The organism is Pseudodesulfovibrio aespoeensis Aspo-2, from assembly GCF_000176915.2.
Classification (GTDB): Bacteria; Desulfobacterota; Desulfovibrionia; order Desulfovibrionales; family Desulfovibrionaceae; genus Pseudodesulfovibrio; species Pseudodesulfovibrio aespoeensis.
The window spans coordinates 617,613-636,271 of record NC_014844.1 but is presented as its reverse complement, the minus strand read 5'-3'; the positions used below and the strand labels follow the sequence as shown (position 1 = coordinate 636,271).

Genomic DNA, 18,659 nt, shown 5'->3' with positions numbered 1-18,659 from the left:
TGCGGCACATGACGAAAATCGCGCCCGCACCTGGGTTCCGCCTGGAGCGAGACGCCTTGGGCGAGCTGGAGGTGCCTGCGCACGCCTATTATGGCATCCACACCCTGAGGGCTGTTCGCAACTTCCCGTTCTCCGGATACCGGCTGCATCCGGCCTTCATCCGCGCCTTTGCCCTGGTCAAGCGGGCCTGCGCGCAGACCAACGCGCTCCTCGGACATCTGTCCGGGGAGCGCGGCCAGGCCATCGACGCGGCCTGCGCCGAGATCGCCGCAGGCGCGCTGCACGACCAGATCGTGGTGGACCCGTTTCAGGGCGGGGCCGGAACCTCGACCAACATGAACCTCAACGAGGTCATCGCCAGCCGGGCAGCGGAGCTGCTCGGCGGCGAACGGGGCGACTGGGAGCGGGTCCACCCCATCCTGCACGTGAACATGCACCAGTCCACCAACGACGTGTACCCCACCGCCCTCAGAGTGGCGGCCCTGACCATGCTCTTGGACCTGGAAACCGCCGTGTCCGCTCTTCAGGAGTCGCTCCAGCGCAAGGAGACCGAGTTCCGCGACGTGGTCAAGCCTGGACGTACCGAGTTGATGGACGCCGTGCCCATGACGCTGGGCATGTCGTTCGGGGCCTTTGCCGACGGCGTGGCCCGGGATCGCTGGCGCATCTTCAAGTGTCGGGAGCGGCTCAAGCGGGTCAATCTCGGCGGCACGGCCATCGGCACCGGGCTCGGTGCGCCGCGCGACTATATCCTGGCCGTGACCGGGACTCTGGCCTCCCTGGCCGGGCTGCCCGTGTCCAGGGCCGAAAACCTCGTGGACGCTACCCAGAACATGGACGTGTTCGTCGAGGTTTCGGGCATGCTCAAGGCATGCGCCGCCACCCTGATGAAGATCGCCTCGGACCTGCGTCTGCTCGCCAGCGGCCCCGGCGCCGGACTCGGAGAGTTGATACTGCCGCCGCTCCAGGCCGGTTCCTCTATCATGGCGGGCAAGATCAACCCGGTCATGCCCGAGGCGGTCATCCAGGCCGCCCTGCGGGTCATGGCCAACGACCAGACCGTGACCCTGGCCGCGGCCATGGGCCAACTCGAACTCAACCATCTGATGCCGCTCCTGGCCCATGCCATCCTTGAGTCCCTGACTCTGTTGACATGCGCCTGCCAGGGGCTGGCGACCGGATGTGTGGACGGCATCCTGGCCGACAGGGAGCGCTGCCTGCTTCTGGTGGAGCAGAGTGGGGCGCTGGCCACCGTGCTTGTCCCGGCGCTGGGATACGACCGGGTGGAGCGGCTCCTGGCCGAGGCCAAAGCCGCCGGGCGCAGCGTGCGCGACCAGGCCGCACTCGACGGACTGGCCTCGCCCGAAACCCTGGACAAGCTCCTTTCCCCCAAACGGCTGTGCAAGCTCGGCTTCACGCCCGGAGAATTCGAAGGAGTGGAACCCCGATGAAGCTCGTGGCAGACATCAACGCCCTGGACACGCCCAGCCTGTTCGCGGCCAGTGAGCGGCGCATCATCCTGCACGCGGCGGTGTACGGGGCATTCGCCCGATCCCGTCCCCACCGCCACGGCCTTGAGACGGCCCTGGCAAAACCGGGCTTCGAGCGTCTCGACATCATCGTTCTGGAACCGGGATGCTGCGAACCCTGGGTGCGCCCCTTCCTTGAGGCCCTCAGGTTCGGCATATCGAGACAGGCCGCTGACGACGAGGTGGCCGCGTCCCACGCCTTTGTCAGCGAGCTGGCCGCACGTCATCCGGGCCAGGTGCGTGTGCATCCCGCCCGCAGGCTGCCGTGCCTGCCCATCCTCGTCATCGACGACACCATCGTCTTCGGCCAGTACGCCCATGCGGACATTCATGCGCCCCAGGGTTTCTGGGGCATGATCCAGGCCGATGTGCAGACGCTTCTCGGCTGGGCCGATACCGGCAAGCCCCCGGCCTCGGCCTCCCGCGAGGAGGTGGCCGCCTTCCGCCTCATCAACGAGTGCGTCCGGGCCATGTGCGCCTGCCGCGCCTGCCCGACGTTTTCCTTTCAACACCCAGACCGCCGGGACATCCCAGCACCCAATACACCATGAAAGCACACGACATTCTCATCGCTCTGATTGGGGCAGACGACCCCTCACTCTTCGCCCATGCCCATGAAATCAGGCAGCGGGTCTTTGGCAACGAGGTCTACATCCGGGCCATCGTGGAATTTTCCAACACCTGCAACAAGCACTGCCGCTACTGCGGGTTGCGCGCGGACAACCGCACCCTGCGCCGCTACCGCATGCGCGCCTACCACATCCTGGAGACGGTCGCGGCTGCCGTGGACCAGCGGGCAGGAACCGTGGTGCTGCAGTCCGGGGACGATCCGAGCTACACCGCCGAGTACATCGGGGAACTGGTCCGGCAGATCAAGGCCCGCCACGACGTGGCCGTGACCCTTTCCCTGGGCGACCGGGGCCTGGACGAATACGCGTACTGGCGCGAATGCGGCGCGGACCGCTGCCTGCTCAAGCTGGAGACCACCGACCCGGCCCGCTACAAGCAACTGCGCCAGGGCGAGGACTTTTCCGCCCGCCTGCACCGGGTGGAGGAGTTGCGGCGCATGGGCTACGAGGTCGGCTCCGGGGTCATCGCCGGGCTGCCTGGCACCACGCCCGTGGACGCCCTGCGCGACATCCTCTTCCTCACGGATCTGGGGCTGGACATGATCGCGGTGGGGCCGTTCGTGCCCAACCCGGATACCCCCATGGCCGGAAACGCTCCCGGTTCGGTCGATCTGTCGTACAGGATGACCGCCCTGCTGCGCATCCTCAACCCCGAGGCCAACATTCCGGCCACCTCAGCCCTGGACGCACTGCGCCCCGGAAGCCGCACACTGGCCCTGACCCGTGGCTGCAACGTGCTCATGCCCTCCATGACTCCGGCGCCGTTGCGGGGCGACTACGCCATCTATCCCGGCAAGAACGCCGGGACCGACGAGGACGGGCCGTCCCTGGCATCGGCACGCCAGGCCGTCAGGGACGGCGGGTTCATTTCGTCATCGGCCAAGGGGTTCTCGCCACGGGGGAGCCATGTCGGATAAGGCGCCCCGCGGAGTACGGCTGGTCATTGCCCTTGCCGGACGCCGGAATGCGGGCAAATCGTCGCTGCTCAACGCCCTGACCGGTCAGGAGACGGCCATAGTCTCGGACACGCCCGGCACCACCACCGACCCGGTGGCCAAGCACTACGAGTTGCTGCCGCTCGGACCGGTGACCTTCTACGATACGGCGGGCCTGGACGACACCGGCGATTTGGGCGGTTTGCGCATGAAGGCCACGCGCAAGGTGCTCTACCGCTCTGACGTGGCCGTTGTCGTGGTGGGCGAGGAGGGCGTCACCGCCCACGAGCGGGCCATCCTCGACATGGTCAAGGGGTTGTCCATCCCGTGCATCGTGGCCTTCAATAAAACCGACCTGCGCACGCCCGCGTCCGAGGAGCTGGCTCTGTGCCGGTCCCTGGGTGCGCCCTGCCTGACGGTCTGCGCCAGGACCGGAGCCGGGGCGGACGAACTCAAGCGGGCCATCATTGATGCCGCGCCTCTGGAATTCCGCCAGGAGCGGCTGTTGGTGGGCGACCTCATCAGTGAAGGCGACTGGGTGGTCTGCGTGGTGCCCATTGATCTGGCCGCGCCCAAGGGCCGCCTGATCCTGCCCCAAGTGCAGGTGCTGCGCGAAATTCTGGACTGCGACGCCGTGGCCGTGACAGTCAAGGAGCGCGAAATCGAAGCGGTCCTGGCCGGGATGGGGTGCAAGCCAGCCCTGGTGGTCACCGACTCCCAGGTGGTCATGAGCGTGGCCGGGGACGTGCCCGACGACATCCCGCTGACCACCTTCTCCACCCTGTTCGCCCGCTACAAGGGCGATCTGCCAAGCCTCGTCCGCGGGGCAGACGCCATCGACACCCTTGAGGACGGCGACACCGTGCTCATCGGCGAAGCGTGCTCACACCACGATGTGGCCGATGACATCGGACGGGTGAAGATCCCACGCTGGATCACTCAGTACACAGGCCGGGATTTGCGTTTTGAGGTGTATGCGGGCCACGATTTCCCGGACGACCTGGAGCGGTACCGGCTTGTGGTCCACTGCGGAGCCTGCATGCTGGGCCGCACCGAGATGCTGCGGCGCATCAACGAATGCGCACGCCGGGGACTGCCCGTGACCAACTACGGGGTAGCCATCTCCAAGGTCCAGGGCGTGCTCGACAGGATCATCGCGCCTTTTCCAGAACTCAGGGCTGCCCCCCTTGGCCTGGCGGGCGGATGACCGTCAGGCAGCGGGGCGCGTTCCGCTGTCGAAGAGGCTGACTGTGCGCTGGCACAGCCCTGAAAGGAGGGCGTGATCATGGCTGATGACGAGCAGGCCAAGCCCGTGCTCGCGGACCGCCCTGAGCACCGCCTTCCAGATGCCCGCCTGGGTCAGGGCGTCCAGCATGGAGGTCATCTCGTCGCACAACAGGTAGCGCGTTCTGCGGTCCAGGGCGCGGGCAAGACAGACTCGCTGCAACTCGCCGCCCGAAAGCTCGTGCGGATAGCGGTGGCTCCAGGCCGGGTCCACCCCCAGAACATCCAGTCTTGTTAAGCAGCGATTGAAGGTCGTCGCAGAAAGCATTTTTTGTGTTGACAAGCGTATGGTGTCCATACAATATTTAGCCCATGAACTCGATCATCGAAAAATACATGCTGCTTGTCGAAAAGATATCAAACACGACCAAGGCACACAAATCTTTTGGCACGGATGTAAATATTTACCGAAGTGAAATTCACATCATCCAGCTGATCGGCGACCGTGGAGAGGTTTTCATCTCCGAAATCGCAAGGCTGATCGGAGTAACCAAAGGAACGGTTTCGCAAATCGTCAGCAGGCTTGAAGCCAAGGGGTTGGCGGAAAAATCCGTGGACAAAAACAATAACACGCGCCAATTAGTCTGCCTGACGATTAAGGGGATGACGGCCTATCAGACCCATGTCAACTATCACCTGCGGAAGCATCAGGAAATGGAATGCTTCCTCGTTTCCTTGAATGCTGAAAACCGCATGGTTTTGGAAAAATTTCTTACTACGGCGCACGAAATGATCGAAGACCACCAGTAATTTTTTTACTCATAACGTATGGACTCCAAACGAATTAGGGAAAGGAATGAACATGAAACAGGAAAGTCGAATTGTCTGGATCGCAGCCATAATTCAACTTATCAACATTGTTGATTTTATGATGGTAATGCCGTTGGGGCCGGACATATCCAAGGACCTGCCTGTCACCAATTCGGATATCGGCATCATCTGCGGGTGCTACACGTTGGCGGTCGGCATCTCGGGAATTGCTTGTGCAAAATTTCTGGACCGGTTCGATAGAAAGCACGTCGCCCTCGTCGCCGTGCTCGGGCTTTCCCTGGCAACATTAGGGGCGACTTTTAGCTGGGATCTGACAACGCTGACCGGGGCAAGGGTGCTGGCCGGACTATTCGGAGGACCGGCAGCCGCCATTGCTTTTTCCATCGTCTGCGACGTTGTTCCCCCAGAACGGCGGGGAAAGGCCATGGCCATCGTCATGGGGACATTCTCGGTGTCAGCTGTGGCGGCCATCCCCTTTGGCCTCGAACTCGCCGAAAAAGGCACATGGCGTACGCCTTTCTATGCCATATCCATCCTGGGATTCATCGTGTTCTGGCTCATCCTCCGGCTCACTCCCTCCTTGAAGGAGCATCTGAAGGGCGAACCCCGGACGCTTGAGCTGACTCGGCTGTTTTCCAACGGCAAGTTCCTGCTGGCATTCATCATGATGGCAACGGCGATGATTTCATCATATGCGATCATCCCGAACATTTCAGCGTACTTTCAACTCAACCTCGGGTACCCCCGGTCGTCGCTTGGCTTCTTGTACCTCGTCGGCGGGCTATTCAGTCTCATCCTGATCCAGATCGGCGGCAGAGCTTCGGACAAGATCGGTCCGATTCCGACCAACATCCTGGGAACCATTTTGCTGGTGGTCTTCCTGTATGACGGATTCATGCACCAGCCAACATCCTCTCTTCTGGTTGTGTTCAGCATGTTCATGGGAATGGTCTGCTTTAGAAACGTCTCGGCCACGACCGAAGCCTCCAAGATTCCGCAACCCCATGAACGAGCCGCCTTCATGTCCCTGTTTTCCTCCATACAACACCTCGGCAACGGAATCGGCGCATTTCTGGCGTCTGCAATCCTGTCAACCGGACCGGAGGGAGACTTGATCAACATGAAGTGGGTGGGTCTCCTGTCAATAGTCATGGCTCTGATTCAGCCGCTTATCCTCATCATGATTCGTCACAGCAACACCGTTCAAAAGGACCCGGTCACCGCGTGACAGTCCAATCGCCGAGATACTCCTGAAACAACGCAACCGTCACATCACTTCCTTCAAGCATCCTCCTTTGGCGGAAAGGATCCCGCTTCCTGACCCGCCACTTTGACCCAGAGGGGTCAAATCACGCCGGAAGAGGACGATCGTGCACGTTGCCGGATGAAAAAGAAAAAGGGTTGCAGCTTGTTAGCCGCAACCCTTGATCATCCGGGTGCCGAAGAGAAGACTCGGAACTTCTCGCTTTTCGGCAGGGCGGCAATGCTTTGATTTTATTTGTCTATTCTGTTTCGGCGTGTCCTTTGTGCATGGGGAATGCCCTAGCATTGTGACCCGGCTTCAGCAAGGGGGCTCTCGTATCTCCGGAAAAGATGACGCGCAGAAGGTTGGCTTGCTCTGCTGACCAACAAGACGGTAGGCCTATCCACAAATGGATATAGTGGAGACTGGAGATGATATATGCACATACGCTGGATAGCGGACGTTTTCCTGAAATCCGCCATCAGGCACGGAAAAAGGATTCCAAGTATTTATTTGAAACCCTAAACTCTCTTGTGGTGGAGCTGGAGGGAACCGAACCCATGACCTCTTGAATGCCATTCTTGAGGATTGTCGACCACGATCACAACATAACACAACAATAATATTGGACTTATTTGCAGCCAAGCCTATTCGAAACGCCCTGTCGCATGCCGTGCAGAAGGCGCGGAATGTCGTTAATTACGCACGGCGTCGGGGAAAAAGCGGACACAAGCATCTCCTATGGCAAGCTTCAAAACGCAAGGCCAACTCCAACTTTCTAATACATGGGGGGGGGCTCGGACTTCAGCCAACCCAGAGACAAAAGTGTCCTACATACGCCACGGCGTTGACTTTGAAAATCATTTTCACTAGTGTCCTGTTGTGTGGCGTGGAAGTCGCCACCCTCGTCTTCCATCACCAATTTTGCTCAAGTGGGTTGCGCAGATGCAAATGACTGTCACCAATTGCGGCCCGAGTGATGTCCGGCCGGGAACTTGCCACTCTCTTCTTGAGGCTGGTGTGGCCGCCCCGGTCAGGCGGTTCCCCCTTCGGCCCGATCTGGCCGTGTTCTTCTGGGAATGCGCGGCCAAACAACCGCTTCGATTCTCTGTTGCCTTTGACGCCCCGGTGTTGCGCTTTAGCTTCACCATCGAGGGCAAGGGCGTTTCGGACGCCGAAAACCAGGAAAGCGTTGCCCGGAGTCGGGGCCACTACGAAATCCGGTTCTTCCCGGCCACAAGCGGCACAATCGCTCTGGATGCCCGGCAGACCCACCGCTGGGTGGATGTCGTCCTGAGTCCGTCTTTTCTGGGGATCGCGCTGGCCAACGAGGCCTGCGGCCTCCCGAATCCTCTCCTGCAACTGGTGAAGGGCGAGATTCTTCCCATCGCGACCGTCAGCCGCGACATGAATCCGGAACAGTTCGTCGCAGCCTCACAACTGGCCCAGTGCCCCTACACTGGCGCGGCCCGCACCCTCTACCTGAAAAGCAAGACCCTGGAACTGCTGTCCCACGTTCTGGCCGAGCAGTCGCCCAAACCGTGCCGGACGCGGCTGAGTTCCTACGAGATCGAATGCCTCCGAAAAGCGAGGGAGATGCTGACTACCAACCTGGAGAACCCGCCCGGACTGCGACAGTTGGCTCAGAGCGTGGGCCTCAACGAGACCAAGCTCAAGACCGGGTTTAAAGTGTTGTTCGGGCAGACCGTCTACGGATACTTCCGCGCCTACAGGGTGGACATGGGCCGCCAGCGGCTGCTGGAGAGCACGGCCACGGTCAGCGAAGTGGCCAGCAGCGTGGGCTATACCAACGTCAGCCATTTTTGCGCGGCCTTCAAGGGACGCCACGGCGTCACCCCCTACCGCTACCGCAAGGACAACGTCTTCTTCGCGGCCAACCAGCCCCACTGCCCCTCCTGACCGGAATCCCCCCGCTTCGGGCTTATTTTTACCGTCCAGGGGTGGTCATTTATCTCTGCCAGGATACTCTCCGCCTGTCCCGACAATCCTTGCCGGGACTCTTTTAGCCCTCAGCAATGATAAAGAGAGTCAATTTCAACACCGGGAAAACCATGAAAACAGTAACCGTTGCAGGCGCGCCAAGCGCAGGAAAAACCGCGGTGATCCTTCACCTGATCCGCCAGCTCGACAAGGAAGGGAAGCGCTCCGCCGCAGTCAAGTTCGACACCCTCGGAACCACTGATGACCGGATATACCGTGACAAGCTCGGCATACCGGCCATTCAGGGGCTTTCCGACTATCTGTGCCCCGACCACTACTTTGTCTCCAACTTCGAGGAGGCGTGCAACTGGGGGCGTTCGCACAAGGCCGACTTTCTCTTCATAGAGACTGCGGGGCTTTGTTACCGATGCGCGCCGCACATCCGGGGCGTTCCGGCGGTGACGGTCATCGACAACCTGGGCGGCATGGAGGCCCCGCGCAAGATGGGTCCGGCTCTGACACTGGCGGACGTGGTCGTGGTCACCAAGAGCGACCTCGTCTCCCAAGCCGAGAAAGAAGTGTTCGCCCACCGGATCAGCCAGGTCAACCCAGCCGCCCGCGTCCTGCATGTCAACGGCCTGACCGGGACCGGGTCGCTGCCTCTCAGGAGGCTGACAGACACCTGGGACCACCTGATCGACACGGAGGGCGCGTCGCTGCGCTACTCCATGCCCGCGTCCATCTGCTCCTACTGCACGGGTGAGACGCGCATCGGCAAACGGTTCCAGTCGGGCAACGTGGAAAAACTGCTGCTTGAGGAGTGCGCCGCATGATCATTGAAACCGTCACCATCCTGGCCGGATTCGACAAGGAAGGCCGGGCCGAAAAGGTGGGCCGGGTGGATCTTCGTCCCGGCGATTCACTGGCCCTGGTCGGCCCCACCGGATCGGGCAAGAGCGAGCTGTTATCCGATGTCGAACAGGCGGCATGCCAGGACACGCAGACAGGCCGGACCATCCTGGTCAACGGCGAACCCCTGGCCGAGCTGCCCGCCGGACTGGTCGCAACCCTCTCCCAGAAAACCAATTTCGTCATGGATGCCACGGTGGAGGAGTTCATCCTCCTGCACGCCGAGAGCAAGGGGCGCGACGGGCAGGCCCTGCTCAAGCCGCTCCTCGACATGACCAATTCCCTGTGCGGCGAACCGATCCGGGCCGACATGTCCCTTCAGGTCTTGAGCGGCGGCCAGTCCCGCGCCCTGATGATCGCGGACATCGCCATGCTCTCGGACACGCCCATCGTGCTGATTGACGAGGTCGAGAACGCGGGCATCCACAAGTTCAAGGCCCTCAGCGTCCTGGCCGGGCGGCGGAAAGTGGTCGTCACGGCCACCCACGATCCGGTCCTGATCCTGATGAACGACACCCGGCTGGTCATGCAAAACGGCGGCATGTCCGCCCTGCTGCGCTCCAGCGACGGCGAACGCGAGTGCGCCGAGGATCTCAAGCGGATGGACAGCACGCTCATGCAGGCCCGCGAGGCGCTGCGCATGGGCAAAACCCTGGCGGCAAAGGAGATAATGTTATGACCACACGCTCGGTATGCCTCGCTATCGCCCCGAACATCCTGCGCAAGACCGTGCAGGACCTGGCCCGGCTCAACCTTTCGCTGGATCTCATCCCGCCCCAGACGCACCAGGAGATGCTCGACTTCTCCAGGGCCTTTGGCAGCAACGACGCGTCCGTGCCGGGACTCACGCTGTGCGCCTACCCGGAGTTCCTGCACAACCTGCTCCAGTATCAGAAGACGGGTCTGCTCGCGCCGCTGCCGGACTCTCTGCCGCCCATGCGCCACGAGCTGACCTCCATCGGCATGGCCGAGCCGTCCAGATACTTCCGGGTCGTCGGCATCGTGCCCTTTGTCATCGCCGCAGCCAAGAGCGTCAGCCCGCCCATCGAGGACTGGGAGGACCTGTGCCGCCCGGACATCTGCGACTCCATCGCGGTCCCGCCGCACGACACGCCGCTGCCCGCGCTCTTCGACGCCATGATGACTGCGGCCTGCGGCGAGCGGGCCGCCGGGGTCATCGCCGCCAAGAACACCGACTACACCCCGCTCGACATCAACAAGCATGTGGACGCCGGAACCTTCCTGGCCGGGTTGAGCATCCCCGCCTTCAGCCGGAACTACCGCGAGGACAACGGGATCATGGTCTGGCCTCGCTCCGGTGCCTGGCCCGTGCCGCTCATGGCTGCGGTCCGCCAGGCTGCGGACCCGGACGCCATGGAATTCCTGCGCTACCTGCTTTCCAATGAATACCAGCGGTTCCTGGCCGAATCCGGCTCGCTCATCCCTGTGGTGGAAGGCATCCCCTGGTTTGAGGAAATGGCCGAAAACAATGGCCGGCTGAACTGGCCCGGCTGGGATGCCCTGGTTTCGCTGGGCAGACCCGCGACCCAATAATTCACAAGGCTATTCAAAAGGAGAGACCATGAAACGGCGATTCGCTTCCGCCCTGCTGGCCTTGCTCGCGCTCGCGCTCGGCACTGCCCCGGCCCTGGCAAAGGATATAACTCTGGACAAGGTCCTCGTCTCGGCCCGGGGCGTGGACAGCATGCAGTCGCAGACTCCGGGCGGAACCGGTGTGGTGGAGAAGGAGGATATCCAGCTCGCACCCAAGGCGAGCATCGCCGATTCCATCTCGCGCATCGCGGGCGTCTCGCGCAGCGGCGAGTCCCCGTGGGGCCAGGACGTATCCATCCGGGGGTTGTCCGGGACGTCCGTGGTCGTGCTTATCGACGGCATGCGCGTAAACACGGCCACCGAGATCAACGCCCGGCTGGGCTTCATCAATCCGCTGGACGTGGAGCGCGTCGAGGTGCTCAAGGGACCGGCCAGTGCGCTCTACGGAACCGGCTCTACGGGCGGCGTCATCAACATCATCACGAAAAAAGGCGCGTTCACGCCCGAGCAGGAACTGGGCGGCGAGATGATCGCGAGTTGGTCCACCAACCCGCAGGGGCCGGACGGATACGTGCGCTCGGTCCTCAGCCGGGAGAACTTCTGGCTCCAGGTCTCCGGCGGCGTCCGCGACCACGACAGCTACTTCGGCGGTGACTCCACCCGCATACCCAACAGCCAGTTCAACGATGTCTATCTGCGCATGGCGGGCGAGGCGCGCTTCAGCGACCTGCTCACCGGAGCCTTTCAGGTCATGAACATCGAGGCGAACGATGTGGGCATCCCCGGCGGATCAAGCACCATGCCCCAGACCGCGCCCATCCGGTATCCCCGGACGGCCAACTTCATGACCAGCGCGGACCTGACCTTCACACCGGACAGCGAGACCGTCAGAGAGGTGGCCCTCAACGCCTACTACATGAAGAACCAGCGCAAGGTGGAGATCGAGAACCCCACCGCGGCGGTCAAGCTGATCAACCCCCAGGCCCTTCACGAGACAGTGGGCGGCAAGGCGCAGACCGAACTCGGTCTTGGAGACCACACTGTCATCGCCGGGGCCGACGCCTGGAACTGGCACATGACCTCCAAGCGGATCAGGTACCTTGTTGCGGGCACGACCCTTGAGGACCAGCCCACGCCCAACACCACGCAGACGTCCATGGGCATCTTTGCCGAGGACGACTGGAAACTCGACGACCGGTTCACCCTCAACCTCGGCGGACGGCTGGACAGGGTGCAGTCCACCAACAAGGAAAACGCCGACTATTCCGGCGGCACCAAGGAGCAGGCGGGCTGGCACCTCCATACCGGCCTGACCTGGAACCCGGCGGAGCACTGGTCTCACACCTTCCTGGCTGCCACCAGCTACCGCGTGCCCGACATCCTTGAGCGGTTCAAGAACGTCAGCCTGGGCGGCGGCGTGACCAGCCTCGGCAACCCGGACCTGGACCCTGAGAAGTCCTATTTCCTCGAATACGGGCTCCACTTCAACACGGAAAACTTCAGCGCGGCGGGCTCGCTCTATGCCAACTTCCTGACCGACTACATCGCCGAGATGCAGGTTTCTCCGACCCTGTACCGCATGGGCAACATCGGCGAGGCGCGCATCTACGGCTCAGAGCTTGAGGCTGACTGGCGTTTCGCCGAGGCCTGGAACCTCTACGGCAACCTCGCCCTGACCAACGGGCGCGACACGAGAAACGACGAGGCCCTGCGCAACATCGCTCCGGTCAACGGCCTGGGCGGCATCAAGTACACGGCGGGCAACGGTTTCTGGGCGCGCATCGAAACCCCTTGGGCCCTGGGCCAGAGTGAGGTGCCGGACGGCACCAGCAGGACCGATGCCTGGGTCACGGTCAACACGGCAGCGGGGTACGGGTTCGACTGGTCCAAACTGCACCACGAGGTCTCCTTGGCCATCAACAACCTCTTTGACAAGAAATACAAAAACTACCTGGCCAACGCCCGTAGCATCGAGCTGCTGGAGCCGGGCATCAACGGATCCATCAACTACGCGGTTTCATTCTAGCGCTGCCCTCGGGCAGAAGAGGCACACCGGGCTGACATGAAGAAAACACAACTGGCGTCGCTGGCGCTCTTGCTCGCCCTTGCGGCCTGGGGCGGCCTGCACCTGATGCCCCACGCGAAGCAGTCCGCCCCCCAAGGGGGGCGGACCATGCTTTCGATCTACACCACAGGACAGGCCACGACCCCGCAGATGCCCCTGTGGAAGGCTCTGGCCGAGGGCGATCTCTCCTTCGCGCCCGATATCCACTACTGGAAAAATCTCGACGACCTGCGCGGCACCCTGCTGGCTGGCAAGGGCGACATCTGGGTCGGCCACATAGACGGCTTTGCCCAGGCGGCCATGCGCGGAACGCCCATCCGCCTCGTCTGCGTCACCGGCTGGAAAAAGTTTTTCATCCTCACGAGCCGCCCCGACATCCGCACCTTTGACGACATCGTCCGGTTGCCCGAGGGCGCGGAAATAGCCACGGCCCCGCCCCACTCCCCAGCCGTGGCAGTGCTCCACTCGCTGGAGGGCGTCGGGCTGCCCCGGTTCAACTACGCGCCGTACGAAGCCAAACAGCTCGCGCTCAAGGCGATGCGGGGCGACACGGACCTACTGCTCCTCCCCGAACCACTGGTGACGGCGTTGCTGGCCAAGGCCCCGAATCTGCGCGTGGTGGCCAGCGTCGAGGAGGAGTACGGCAGGATGACCGGGCGCGAGCCGCTGCTCCCCATGGCGGGAATCGCCGTCAACACGAAGACCCTCGCCCTGCATCCCGGCCTGGACGACCGATTGGCGGCGGCCATGCGCAAACAGGAGCAACCGCTCCTTGACGACCCGGAATCGGGTCTGGCGACCCTGCCTCTGGAATTCGAACAATTCATCGAGCCGGAGATAGTCAGGGCGTCCCTGGCCCGCGACATCATCCGGGTCCGATCCGCAGCCGAGTCAGAGTCCATGATCCGCGAATACCTGAGCATGGTCTTCCCTGAATGCGTCGGCCCGGACGGAATCATACCGCTGCCGGATGACTTCTTCGGAGGGAGCCGATGAAAGGACTCCCCCTGGCCGTGTCCCTGACCATCGCCGTGGGCACGTGGTGGGCCGCGTCACTGACCTTTGGCGCCATGCTCGTGCCGACCCCGGCAAGCGTCTGCCGCGAACTGGGCATCATGGCCCTGCAGCTTGAAACCTGGACCACGCTGGCCATCACCATCGCCCGGGGACTGACAGGCCTTGTGGCGGCCCTTGCCTGCGCCCTGGTCCTCGGCGTGGCCGCAGGCAGCAGTCCGACGGCCATGCGCATGATCACCCCGCTGGTGGCAGCCCTGCAATCCTGCCCGCCCATCCTGTGGATCACGCTCCTCATGGTCTGGGTGGGCACCGGGTCCACCGTGGCCGTGACCGTGGTGTTCGCCTCGGTCTTTCCGCCCCTGTTCGCCAACATCGCCCAAGGGTGCATGGCCCTGGACAGACGGCTGTTCGACATGGCCCGGCTCTACCGCATTCCCAAGGTCCGCATGCTCGCCCGCGTGGTCCTGCCCGGCCTCGCGCCCTATCTGCTGGCCGGGCTGTCCTATGCGGCGGCGACCAGCTGGAAGATAACGGCAGTCGCGGAGTTCCTCGGCTCGTCCACCGGCATCGGGGCCAAGGTGTTCTGGGCCTACCGCATGCTCGAAATCCCCAGGCTCTTCGCCTGGGCCGGCATCGTCATCCTGCTCGGCGTCGCCCTGGAGCTGCTTGTCATTGCCCCGTTGCGCAAATCCGCAGAGACCTTCACCGGAAAGATACGGGAGCAGGCATGATAGCGCTGAACAACGTGACCTTTGCCATCAGCGGCACACCCCTGATCCACGACACGACGCTGCACGTGGCCGCCCGTGAGGCCGTCTGCCTGTGCGGCCCCTCGGGGATAGGCAAGACCACGCTCCTTGAGATCGCCGCCGGACTGACCGCCCCGGACAGCGGCACCGTGGCCCTCGGCTCGACACGGATCGGCTGCGCCTTTCAGGACGACATCCTCGTCCCATGGCTGACCGCGCTCGACAATCTGCTCCTGGTCATGGCCAAGCCAACGGCGCACGCAAAGACCGGAGCGGGCTGCTGGCTGGACCGGTTCGGACTCGACCCCGGAATGCGCCCGCCCCGAATGAGCGGCGGCATGCGCAGGCGTCTCTCCCTGGCCAGGGCCTTTGCCGTGAAGCCGGATATCCTGCTGCTGGACGAGCCGTTCGCCTTTCTCGACGATCAATGGCAGACCACTACGGCCATGCTCATTGAGGCCCATCGGCTGGCTGGCGGTGCCGTGCTCCTGGTCAGCCACCAGGAGCGGTACCTGGACGCCTTCCAATGCCGGACCATCTCCATCGACCACAGCCCCATCACACTGACAGCATAATCGCGCCACGGCGCCTGATCCGAAGGGTCTTGATCGCGAGGCCGCTGACAACCGGCTTCAAATCGGCCAGAGATCCCCTCTTCGGGCAGTGAAACCGGTGTGAATGCCTGCTGGCAAACCACCCGGTCGGGAATCGGCTGACCCGATCGGGAATATTTCTGCGCCCTACCCTTGTTTCAACCCTGTGGCCGTTGACAGCATTTGATTTCGAATGTCATTTTCAAATGCGGCCATTGGCTGTTGAGAACAGCTGACCACGACGACCTCAGCTGTGTTTTGTGCAGAGCATTTCGGGTTTCATCACGACAGAGCAGACGCAACGCCCCCTGTGCGCGCGTCAAAGGAGCAGACATGCAAGCCATCACCACCAACATCACGGACGCAGTGGCGGACACCCTCTTCATACCCCTGTACATGCGATGCCTGGAGACTGGGAGGCCGGACGCCATCATCTCGGACCCCGACGCCTGCCGCATCGTGGGCAGCCTGGATTACGACTTCTCCAAATACGACAAGGCCACGCGCAGCCAGGTGGGCGTGTGCCTGCGCGTCAAACACTTCGACGGGATCACCCGGAGGTTCATCGACGCCCACGACGATCCCGTGATCGTCAGCATCGGCTGCGGGCTGGACAGCCGCGCCAACCGCCTGGGCCCTGGCAGGGGGATTTTCTACAACCTCGACCTCCCGGAGGTCATGGCGCTGCGCGACCAGCTCCTGCCCCCAGACGAGCGCAACATCTCGGTGCGCCGCTCCATGTTCGACCCGGCCTGGATGCGGGAGATCAGGGACAAACACCCGCACGCGCCCATCCTGGTCCTGTCCGAGGGCGTCCTCATGTACTTCTCCGAAGACGCGGTCCGACCGCTCATCAAACGGATCGCGGAGGTCCTGGCTCCGGGGGAGCTGCTCTTTGACGCCTGCACCGGTTTTGGCTGCCGGATCTCCTCCCGGCACGACACGATCAAACACACCAGGGCGCGGTTTTTGTGGGCCATGGACGAGGACAAGCGCCTGGAGCTGTGGGCCTACAACCTTTCACTGAACAGCGTGGAATACTATATGGACAAGGAACCGCGCCGTTGGGACTTCCTGAGCAGGGTCATGGCCCGCATCCCCGCCTTTGCCAAGGCGTTCAGAATCCTGCACTATCAGATGAACCCCGCCGGAGCATGACCAAAGACAAGCCCCGGAACCATGGTTCCGGGGCTTGTCTTCGCTAGTCGCCGCTCTCCCTGCGGGCGGTCTCTATGTCCTCGATCACGACAAGCGGGACCTTGACCAGCCGTGAATAGGACTTGTCACCCAGCAGTTTCATGAAATTGTCCCTGGCGGCCCCCCAATCCCGCCGCTCCCAGGCGCACATGCCGAGTAGGTACACGTTCTCGGCAGCTCCATCGCCCTGGCCCAGCGCCTCGCCCAGTTCGGCCTCGGCCTCCCGGAACCGGCGGGCGTCGTAGAGAATCCTTCCCTTCTTCCCTGCCAGCGAGGCTGATCGGTCATATCTGGAAAGCAGGCGCATGGCCTCATCCGGTCGTCCGGCAGCGGTGTACAGGCGGGCGATTCTGGTTCCGTACTCCATGTCCGCGGAGTCGGGCCTGGCCCGCAGCAGCGTGGCCGAAGCCATGAGCGGAGCATCGGAATAGGCGTACAGCGAGGCCAGCCGTTCCAACTCCTTGCCCGAAGGCTCGCGCAGACGGTAGCAGATTTCCAGGGCCGCACCCGCCTTGGCGTATTCCTCCCGGTCCATGTGCAGCTTGGCCAGCAGTTCCCAATAGGGAGCCTCATCGGGATTGATCGCCAGATAGCGGCTCAAAATCGCCTCGGTTTTTTCGGACAGGCCTGCCTCCAGGTGGGCGTGGACCGCCAGGCGCACCCAGTCTTTTTCGGGCTGCGCCTGATCCGCCAGGAGACGTTCCAGCACCCGGGCCGCTGCGGAGAAATCCTCCCCGCTGTAGTAGGCCGATCCCGCATGGAACAACAGGGCCGGATCTCTTGGCGTCTTGAGCGCGTAGGCTTTCTCGAACAGGCGGCCTGCATCGGCATGGCGCCCCAGCTCGTAGCAGGCCACGGCGCAGTTGCGGGCAAGCTGGTCATTGTCCGGGTAGGCTTTCAGGCCGGCCTGAAAGGCGTCCAGGGTTTTCTTTCTGTCGTTGTTCTGATGGTGGGCACTCCCCAGCATGAGGTAGATGTGGCTGGGGACCGTCTCCCCGGCCTGGGCCATGTATTCGCGCAGGACCAGCGCGGCGTCGGCAAACTGCCCGGCGTCCATCCGCACCTGCGCCGTGTGCAGAGCCTGCCGGGCCAGCGGGGGAAGACTCTCCCCGGCGTATGCGGGCACGGCGGCAACAACAATGGCCAACACCAAGAAAAGGATGCGTTTCATGCTCATGGCTTCAACTCAAAAACAAAGGGAAGAAGAACCCAGGTGTCCACGGCCTTCCCCTTGTACCGGCCCGGCTTGAAGCGCCAACGTCCAGCCGCGCCCAGGGCGGCCTCGTCAAACACCCCTGCCGGGGTTGAGGAATGAACGGACAGCTTCTGCGGGCGACCCTCGCTGTCCACCAGCATGCGGACCACGACCTCGCCCTCCACCCGGTTGCGCTTGGCCACATAGGGATAGTCCGGCGGAACGCTCCTGACCACCTGCGGGATGTCGTCCACCTCGTCCATGGAAAAGCCGATACTGCCGAAACCGCCCGCAGGGAGGGCGACGCCACCCATGATACCCGGATGAAGGTCTGCCGAAAAACCTGGGACGCTCATGGTCATGAGCGGCTTGGCAGGCCGGTTGTCCGACCGGGAAGTGAAGGTCTTGGGCAACTCTTCAGGCGGCTTGGCCTCATCGAGCTTCTTGCGTCGCAGTTCGGGCTCGGTCCGGTCGCGCTCCGGCTGGGCCAGGCGGACAGCCCCCTCGACCACGATCATCCCGTCAGGCGGCGGGGCCTCGTTGAGCAGAAGGACTCCCACATACAGCAGACCGGCCACAAAGACGGCCAGCAGGCAGGACAGCATGAACTCCCCCGCGCCCCTGTCGCGCACGGCCATCACTGCTTCCTTGCCGCGATGCTGATGTTCTTGACCCCGGCCATGCGGCACTGGTCCAGCACCTGCACGGCGTTGCCGGTGGAGCTTTCCTTGTCGGCCACGATGACCACCGAGCCGTTGGGAACCTCAGCCAGGAAACGCTCCATGTAGGCGCGCACGGACCGGATGTCGAGAGGGCGGCCCTCGACGAATATCTGCCCGTCACTGGTCAGTCCCAACAGGACATTGGCTTTTTCCTTGGTCTCGACGGACTCGGCCGAAGGCCGCTCCACGTCCACTCCGGATTCGCGAACGAAGCTGGTGGTGACGATAAAGAAGATAAGCAGGATAAACACCATGTCGATGAGCGGGGTCATGTTGATCTCGCTACGGCGCGACCCCCTGCTGCGCGAATACCGGATACTGCGCAT

The 18,659-nt window shown here is 62.9% G+C and carries 19 protein-coding genes; 15 read left to right on the top strand and 4 right to left on the bottom strand.

Annotation, left to right across the window (positions count from 1 at the left end; genetic code table 11):
• Nucleotides 1-8 precede the first annotated feature (8 nt).
• Genes DAES_RS02940 through hydF form a run of 4 tightly spaced genes read left to right on the top strand, consistent with a single transcriptional unit; the run spans nucleotide 9 to nucleotide 4,300 of the window.
• Nucleotides 9-1,451 (top strand): aspartate ammonia-lyase, encoded by a 1,443-nt coding sequence (locus DAES_RS02940; RefSeq protein WP_013513547.1) that lies wholly within the window; start codon nucleotides 9-11, stop codon nucleotides 1,449-1,451.
• A complete protein-coding gene (locus DAES_RS02935; protein WP_013513260.1) occupies nucleotides 1,448-2,080 on the top strand; it encodes a hypothetical protein in 633 nt (210 codons plus the stop codon). The genes DAES_RS02940 and DAES_RS02935 overlap by 4 nt, the downstream gene beginning before the upstream one ends.
• Entirely contained in the window at nucleotides 2,077-3,075 is a 999-nt protein-coding gene (gene hydE, locus DAES_RS02930; protein WP_013513259.1) for a [FeFe] hydrogenase H-cluster radical SAM maturase HydE, read from the top strand. Before DAES_RS02935 ends, hydE begins: the two co-directional genes overlap by 4 nt.
• Nucleotides 3,065-4,300 carry a [FeFe] hydrogenase H-cluster maturation GTPase HydF gene (hydF, locus tag DAES_RS02925; RefSeq protein WP_013513546.1) on the top strand — a complete coding sequence of 412 codons (1,236 nt, stop codon included), beginning with the start codon at nucleotides 3,065-3,067 and terminating at the stop codon, nucleotides 4,298-4,300. Before hydE ends, hydF begins: the two co-directional genes overlap by 11 nt.
• Before the next feature lie 3 nt (nucleotides 4,301-4,303).
• Here hydF and DAES_RS02920 read toward each other — a convergent pair whose 3' ends face one another.
• Nucleotides 4,304-4,645 (bottom strand): ATP-binding cassette domain-containing protein, encoded by a 342-nt coding sequence (locus tag DAES_RS02920; RefSeq protein ID WP_236608451.1) that lies wholly within the window; start codon nucleotides 4,643-4,645, stop codon nucleotides 4,304-4,306.
• A 44-nt stretch (nucleotides 4,646-4,689) separates the two neighbouring features.
• Between DAES_RS02920 and DAES_RS02915 the strand changes: the two genes are divergently transcribed.
• The 11 genes from DAES_RS02915 to DAES_RS02865 all read left to right on the top strand — a co-directional run bounded on the left by DAES_RS02915 (nucleotide 4,690) and on the right by DAES_RS02865 (nucleotide 16,377).
• Nucleotides 4,690-5,127, top strand: a complete 438-nt coding sequence (locus tag DAES_RS02915) for a MarR family winged helix-turn-helix transcriptional regulator (RefSeq protein ID WP_013513545.1) — start codon at nucleotides 4,690-4,692, stop codon at nucleotides 5,125-5,127.
• A gap of 46 nt (nucleotides 5,128-5,173) precedes the next feature.
• Nucleotides 5,174-6,376 carry an MFS transporter gene (locus DAES_RS02910; protein ID WP_083808618.1) on the top strand — a complete coding sequence of 401 codons (1,203 nt, stop codon included), beginning with the start codon at nucleotides 5,174-5,176 and terminating at the stop codon, nucleotides 6,374-6,376.
• Between the two features lie 1,035 nt (nucleotides 6,377-7,411).
• Nucleotides 7,412-8,311, top strand: a complete 900-nt coding sequence (locus DAES_RS16855; protein WP_013513542.1) for a helix-turn-helix transcriptional regulator — start codon at nucleotides 7,412-7,414, stop codon at nucleotides 8,309-8,311.
• A 116-nt stretch (nucleotides 8,312-8,427) separates the two neighbouring features.
• Nucleotides 8,428-9,165 (top strand): GTP-binding protein, encoded by a 738-nt coding sequence (locus DAES_RS02900; RefSeq protein WP_269077524.1) that lies wholly within the window; start codon nucleotides 8,428-8,430, stop codon nucleotides 9,163-9,165.
• Nucleotides 9,162-9,920: an ATP-binding cassette domain-containing protein gene (locus DAES_RS02895; protein ID WP_013513540.1), complete on the top strand. Its 759-nt coding sequence runs from the start codon at nucleotides 9,162-9,164 to the stop codon at nucleotides 9,918-9,920. Before DAES_RS02900 ends, DAES_RS02895 begins: the two co-directional genes overlap by 4 nt.
• The gene (locus tag DAES_RS02890) at nucleotides 9,917-10,795 is read left to right on the top strand and encodes an ABC transporter substrate-binding protein (RefSeq protein ID WP_013513539.1); all 879 of its coding nucleotides are present in this window, start codon (nucleotides 9,917-9,919) and stop codon (nucleotides 10,793-10,795) included. The genes DAES_RS02895 and DAES_RS02890 overlap by 4 nt, the downstream gene beginning before the upstream one ends.
• A 28-nt stretch (nucleotides 10,796-10,823) precedes the next feature.
• Entirely contained in the window at nucleotides 10,824-12,821 is a 1,998-nt protein-coding gene (locus DAES_RS02885) for a TonB-dependent receptor (protein WP_013513538.1), read from the top strand.
• A gap of 36 nt (nucleotides 12,822-12,857) precedes the next feature.
• Entirely contained in the window at nucleotides 12,858-13,856 is a 999-nt protein-coding gene (locus tag DAES_RS02880; protein ID WP_013513537.1) for a substrate-binding domain-containing protein, read from the top strand.
• The gene (locus DAES_RS02875) at nucleotides 13,853-14,608 is read left to right on the top strand and encodes an ABC transporter permease (protein ID WP_013513536.1); all 756 of its coding nucleotides are present in this window, start codon (nucleotides 13,853-13,855) and stop codon (nucleotides 14,606-14,608) included. Before DAES_RS02880 ends, DAES_RS02875 begins: the two co-directional genes overlap by 4 nt.
• The gene (locus DAES_RS02870; protein WP_013513535.1) at nucleotides 14,605-15,201 is read left to right on the top strand and encodes an ATP-binding cassette domain-containing protein; all 597 of its coding nucleotides are present in this window, start codon (nucleotides 14,605-14,607) and stop codon (nucleotides 15,199-15,201) included. The genes DAES_RS02875 and DAES_RS02870 overlap by 4 nt, the downstream gene beginning before the upstream one ends.
• Nucleotides 15,202-15,552: 351 nt before the next feature.
• Nucleotides 15,553-16,377, top strand: coding sequence for a class I SAM-dependent methyltransferase (locus DAES_RS02865; RefSeq protein WP_013513534.1), 825 nt, complete (start codon nucleotides 15,553-15,555; stop codon nucleotides 16,375-16,377).
• A gap of 43 nt (nucleotides 16,378-16,420) precedes the next feature.
• On the opposite strand, the gene DAES_RS02860 is transcribed toward DAES_RS02865, so the two are convergent.
• From DAES_RS02860 to DAES_RS02850, 3 genes are read right to left on the bottom strand one after another with little or no spacing between them, the layout of a single operon-like run.
• Entirely contained in the window at nucleotides 16,421-17,593 is a 1,173-nt protein-coding gene (locus tag DAES_RS02860; RefSeq protein WP_013513533.1) for a tetratricopeptide repeat protein, read from the bottom strand.
• On the bottom strand, nucleotides 17,590-18,249 hold the full coding sequence (locus DAES_RS02855) for an energy transducer TonB (protein WP_013513532.1): 660 nt from the start codon (nucleotides 18,247-18,249) through the stop codon (nucleotides 17,590-17,592). The genes DAES_RS02860 and DAES_RS02855 overlap by 4 nt, the downstream gene beginning before the upstream one ends.
• Nucleotides 18,249-18,659 carry an ExbD/TolR family protein gene (locus tag DAES_RS02850; protein ID WP_013513531.1) on the bottom strand — a complete coding sequence of 137 codons (411 nt, stop codon included), beginning with the start codon at nucleotides 18,657-18,659 and terminating at the stop codon, nucleotides 18,249-18,251. Before DAES_RS02850 ends, DAES_RS02855 begins: the two co-directional genes overlap by 1 nt.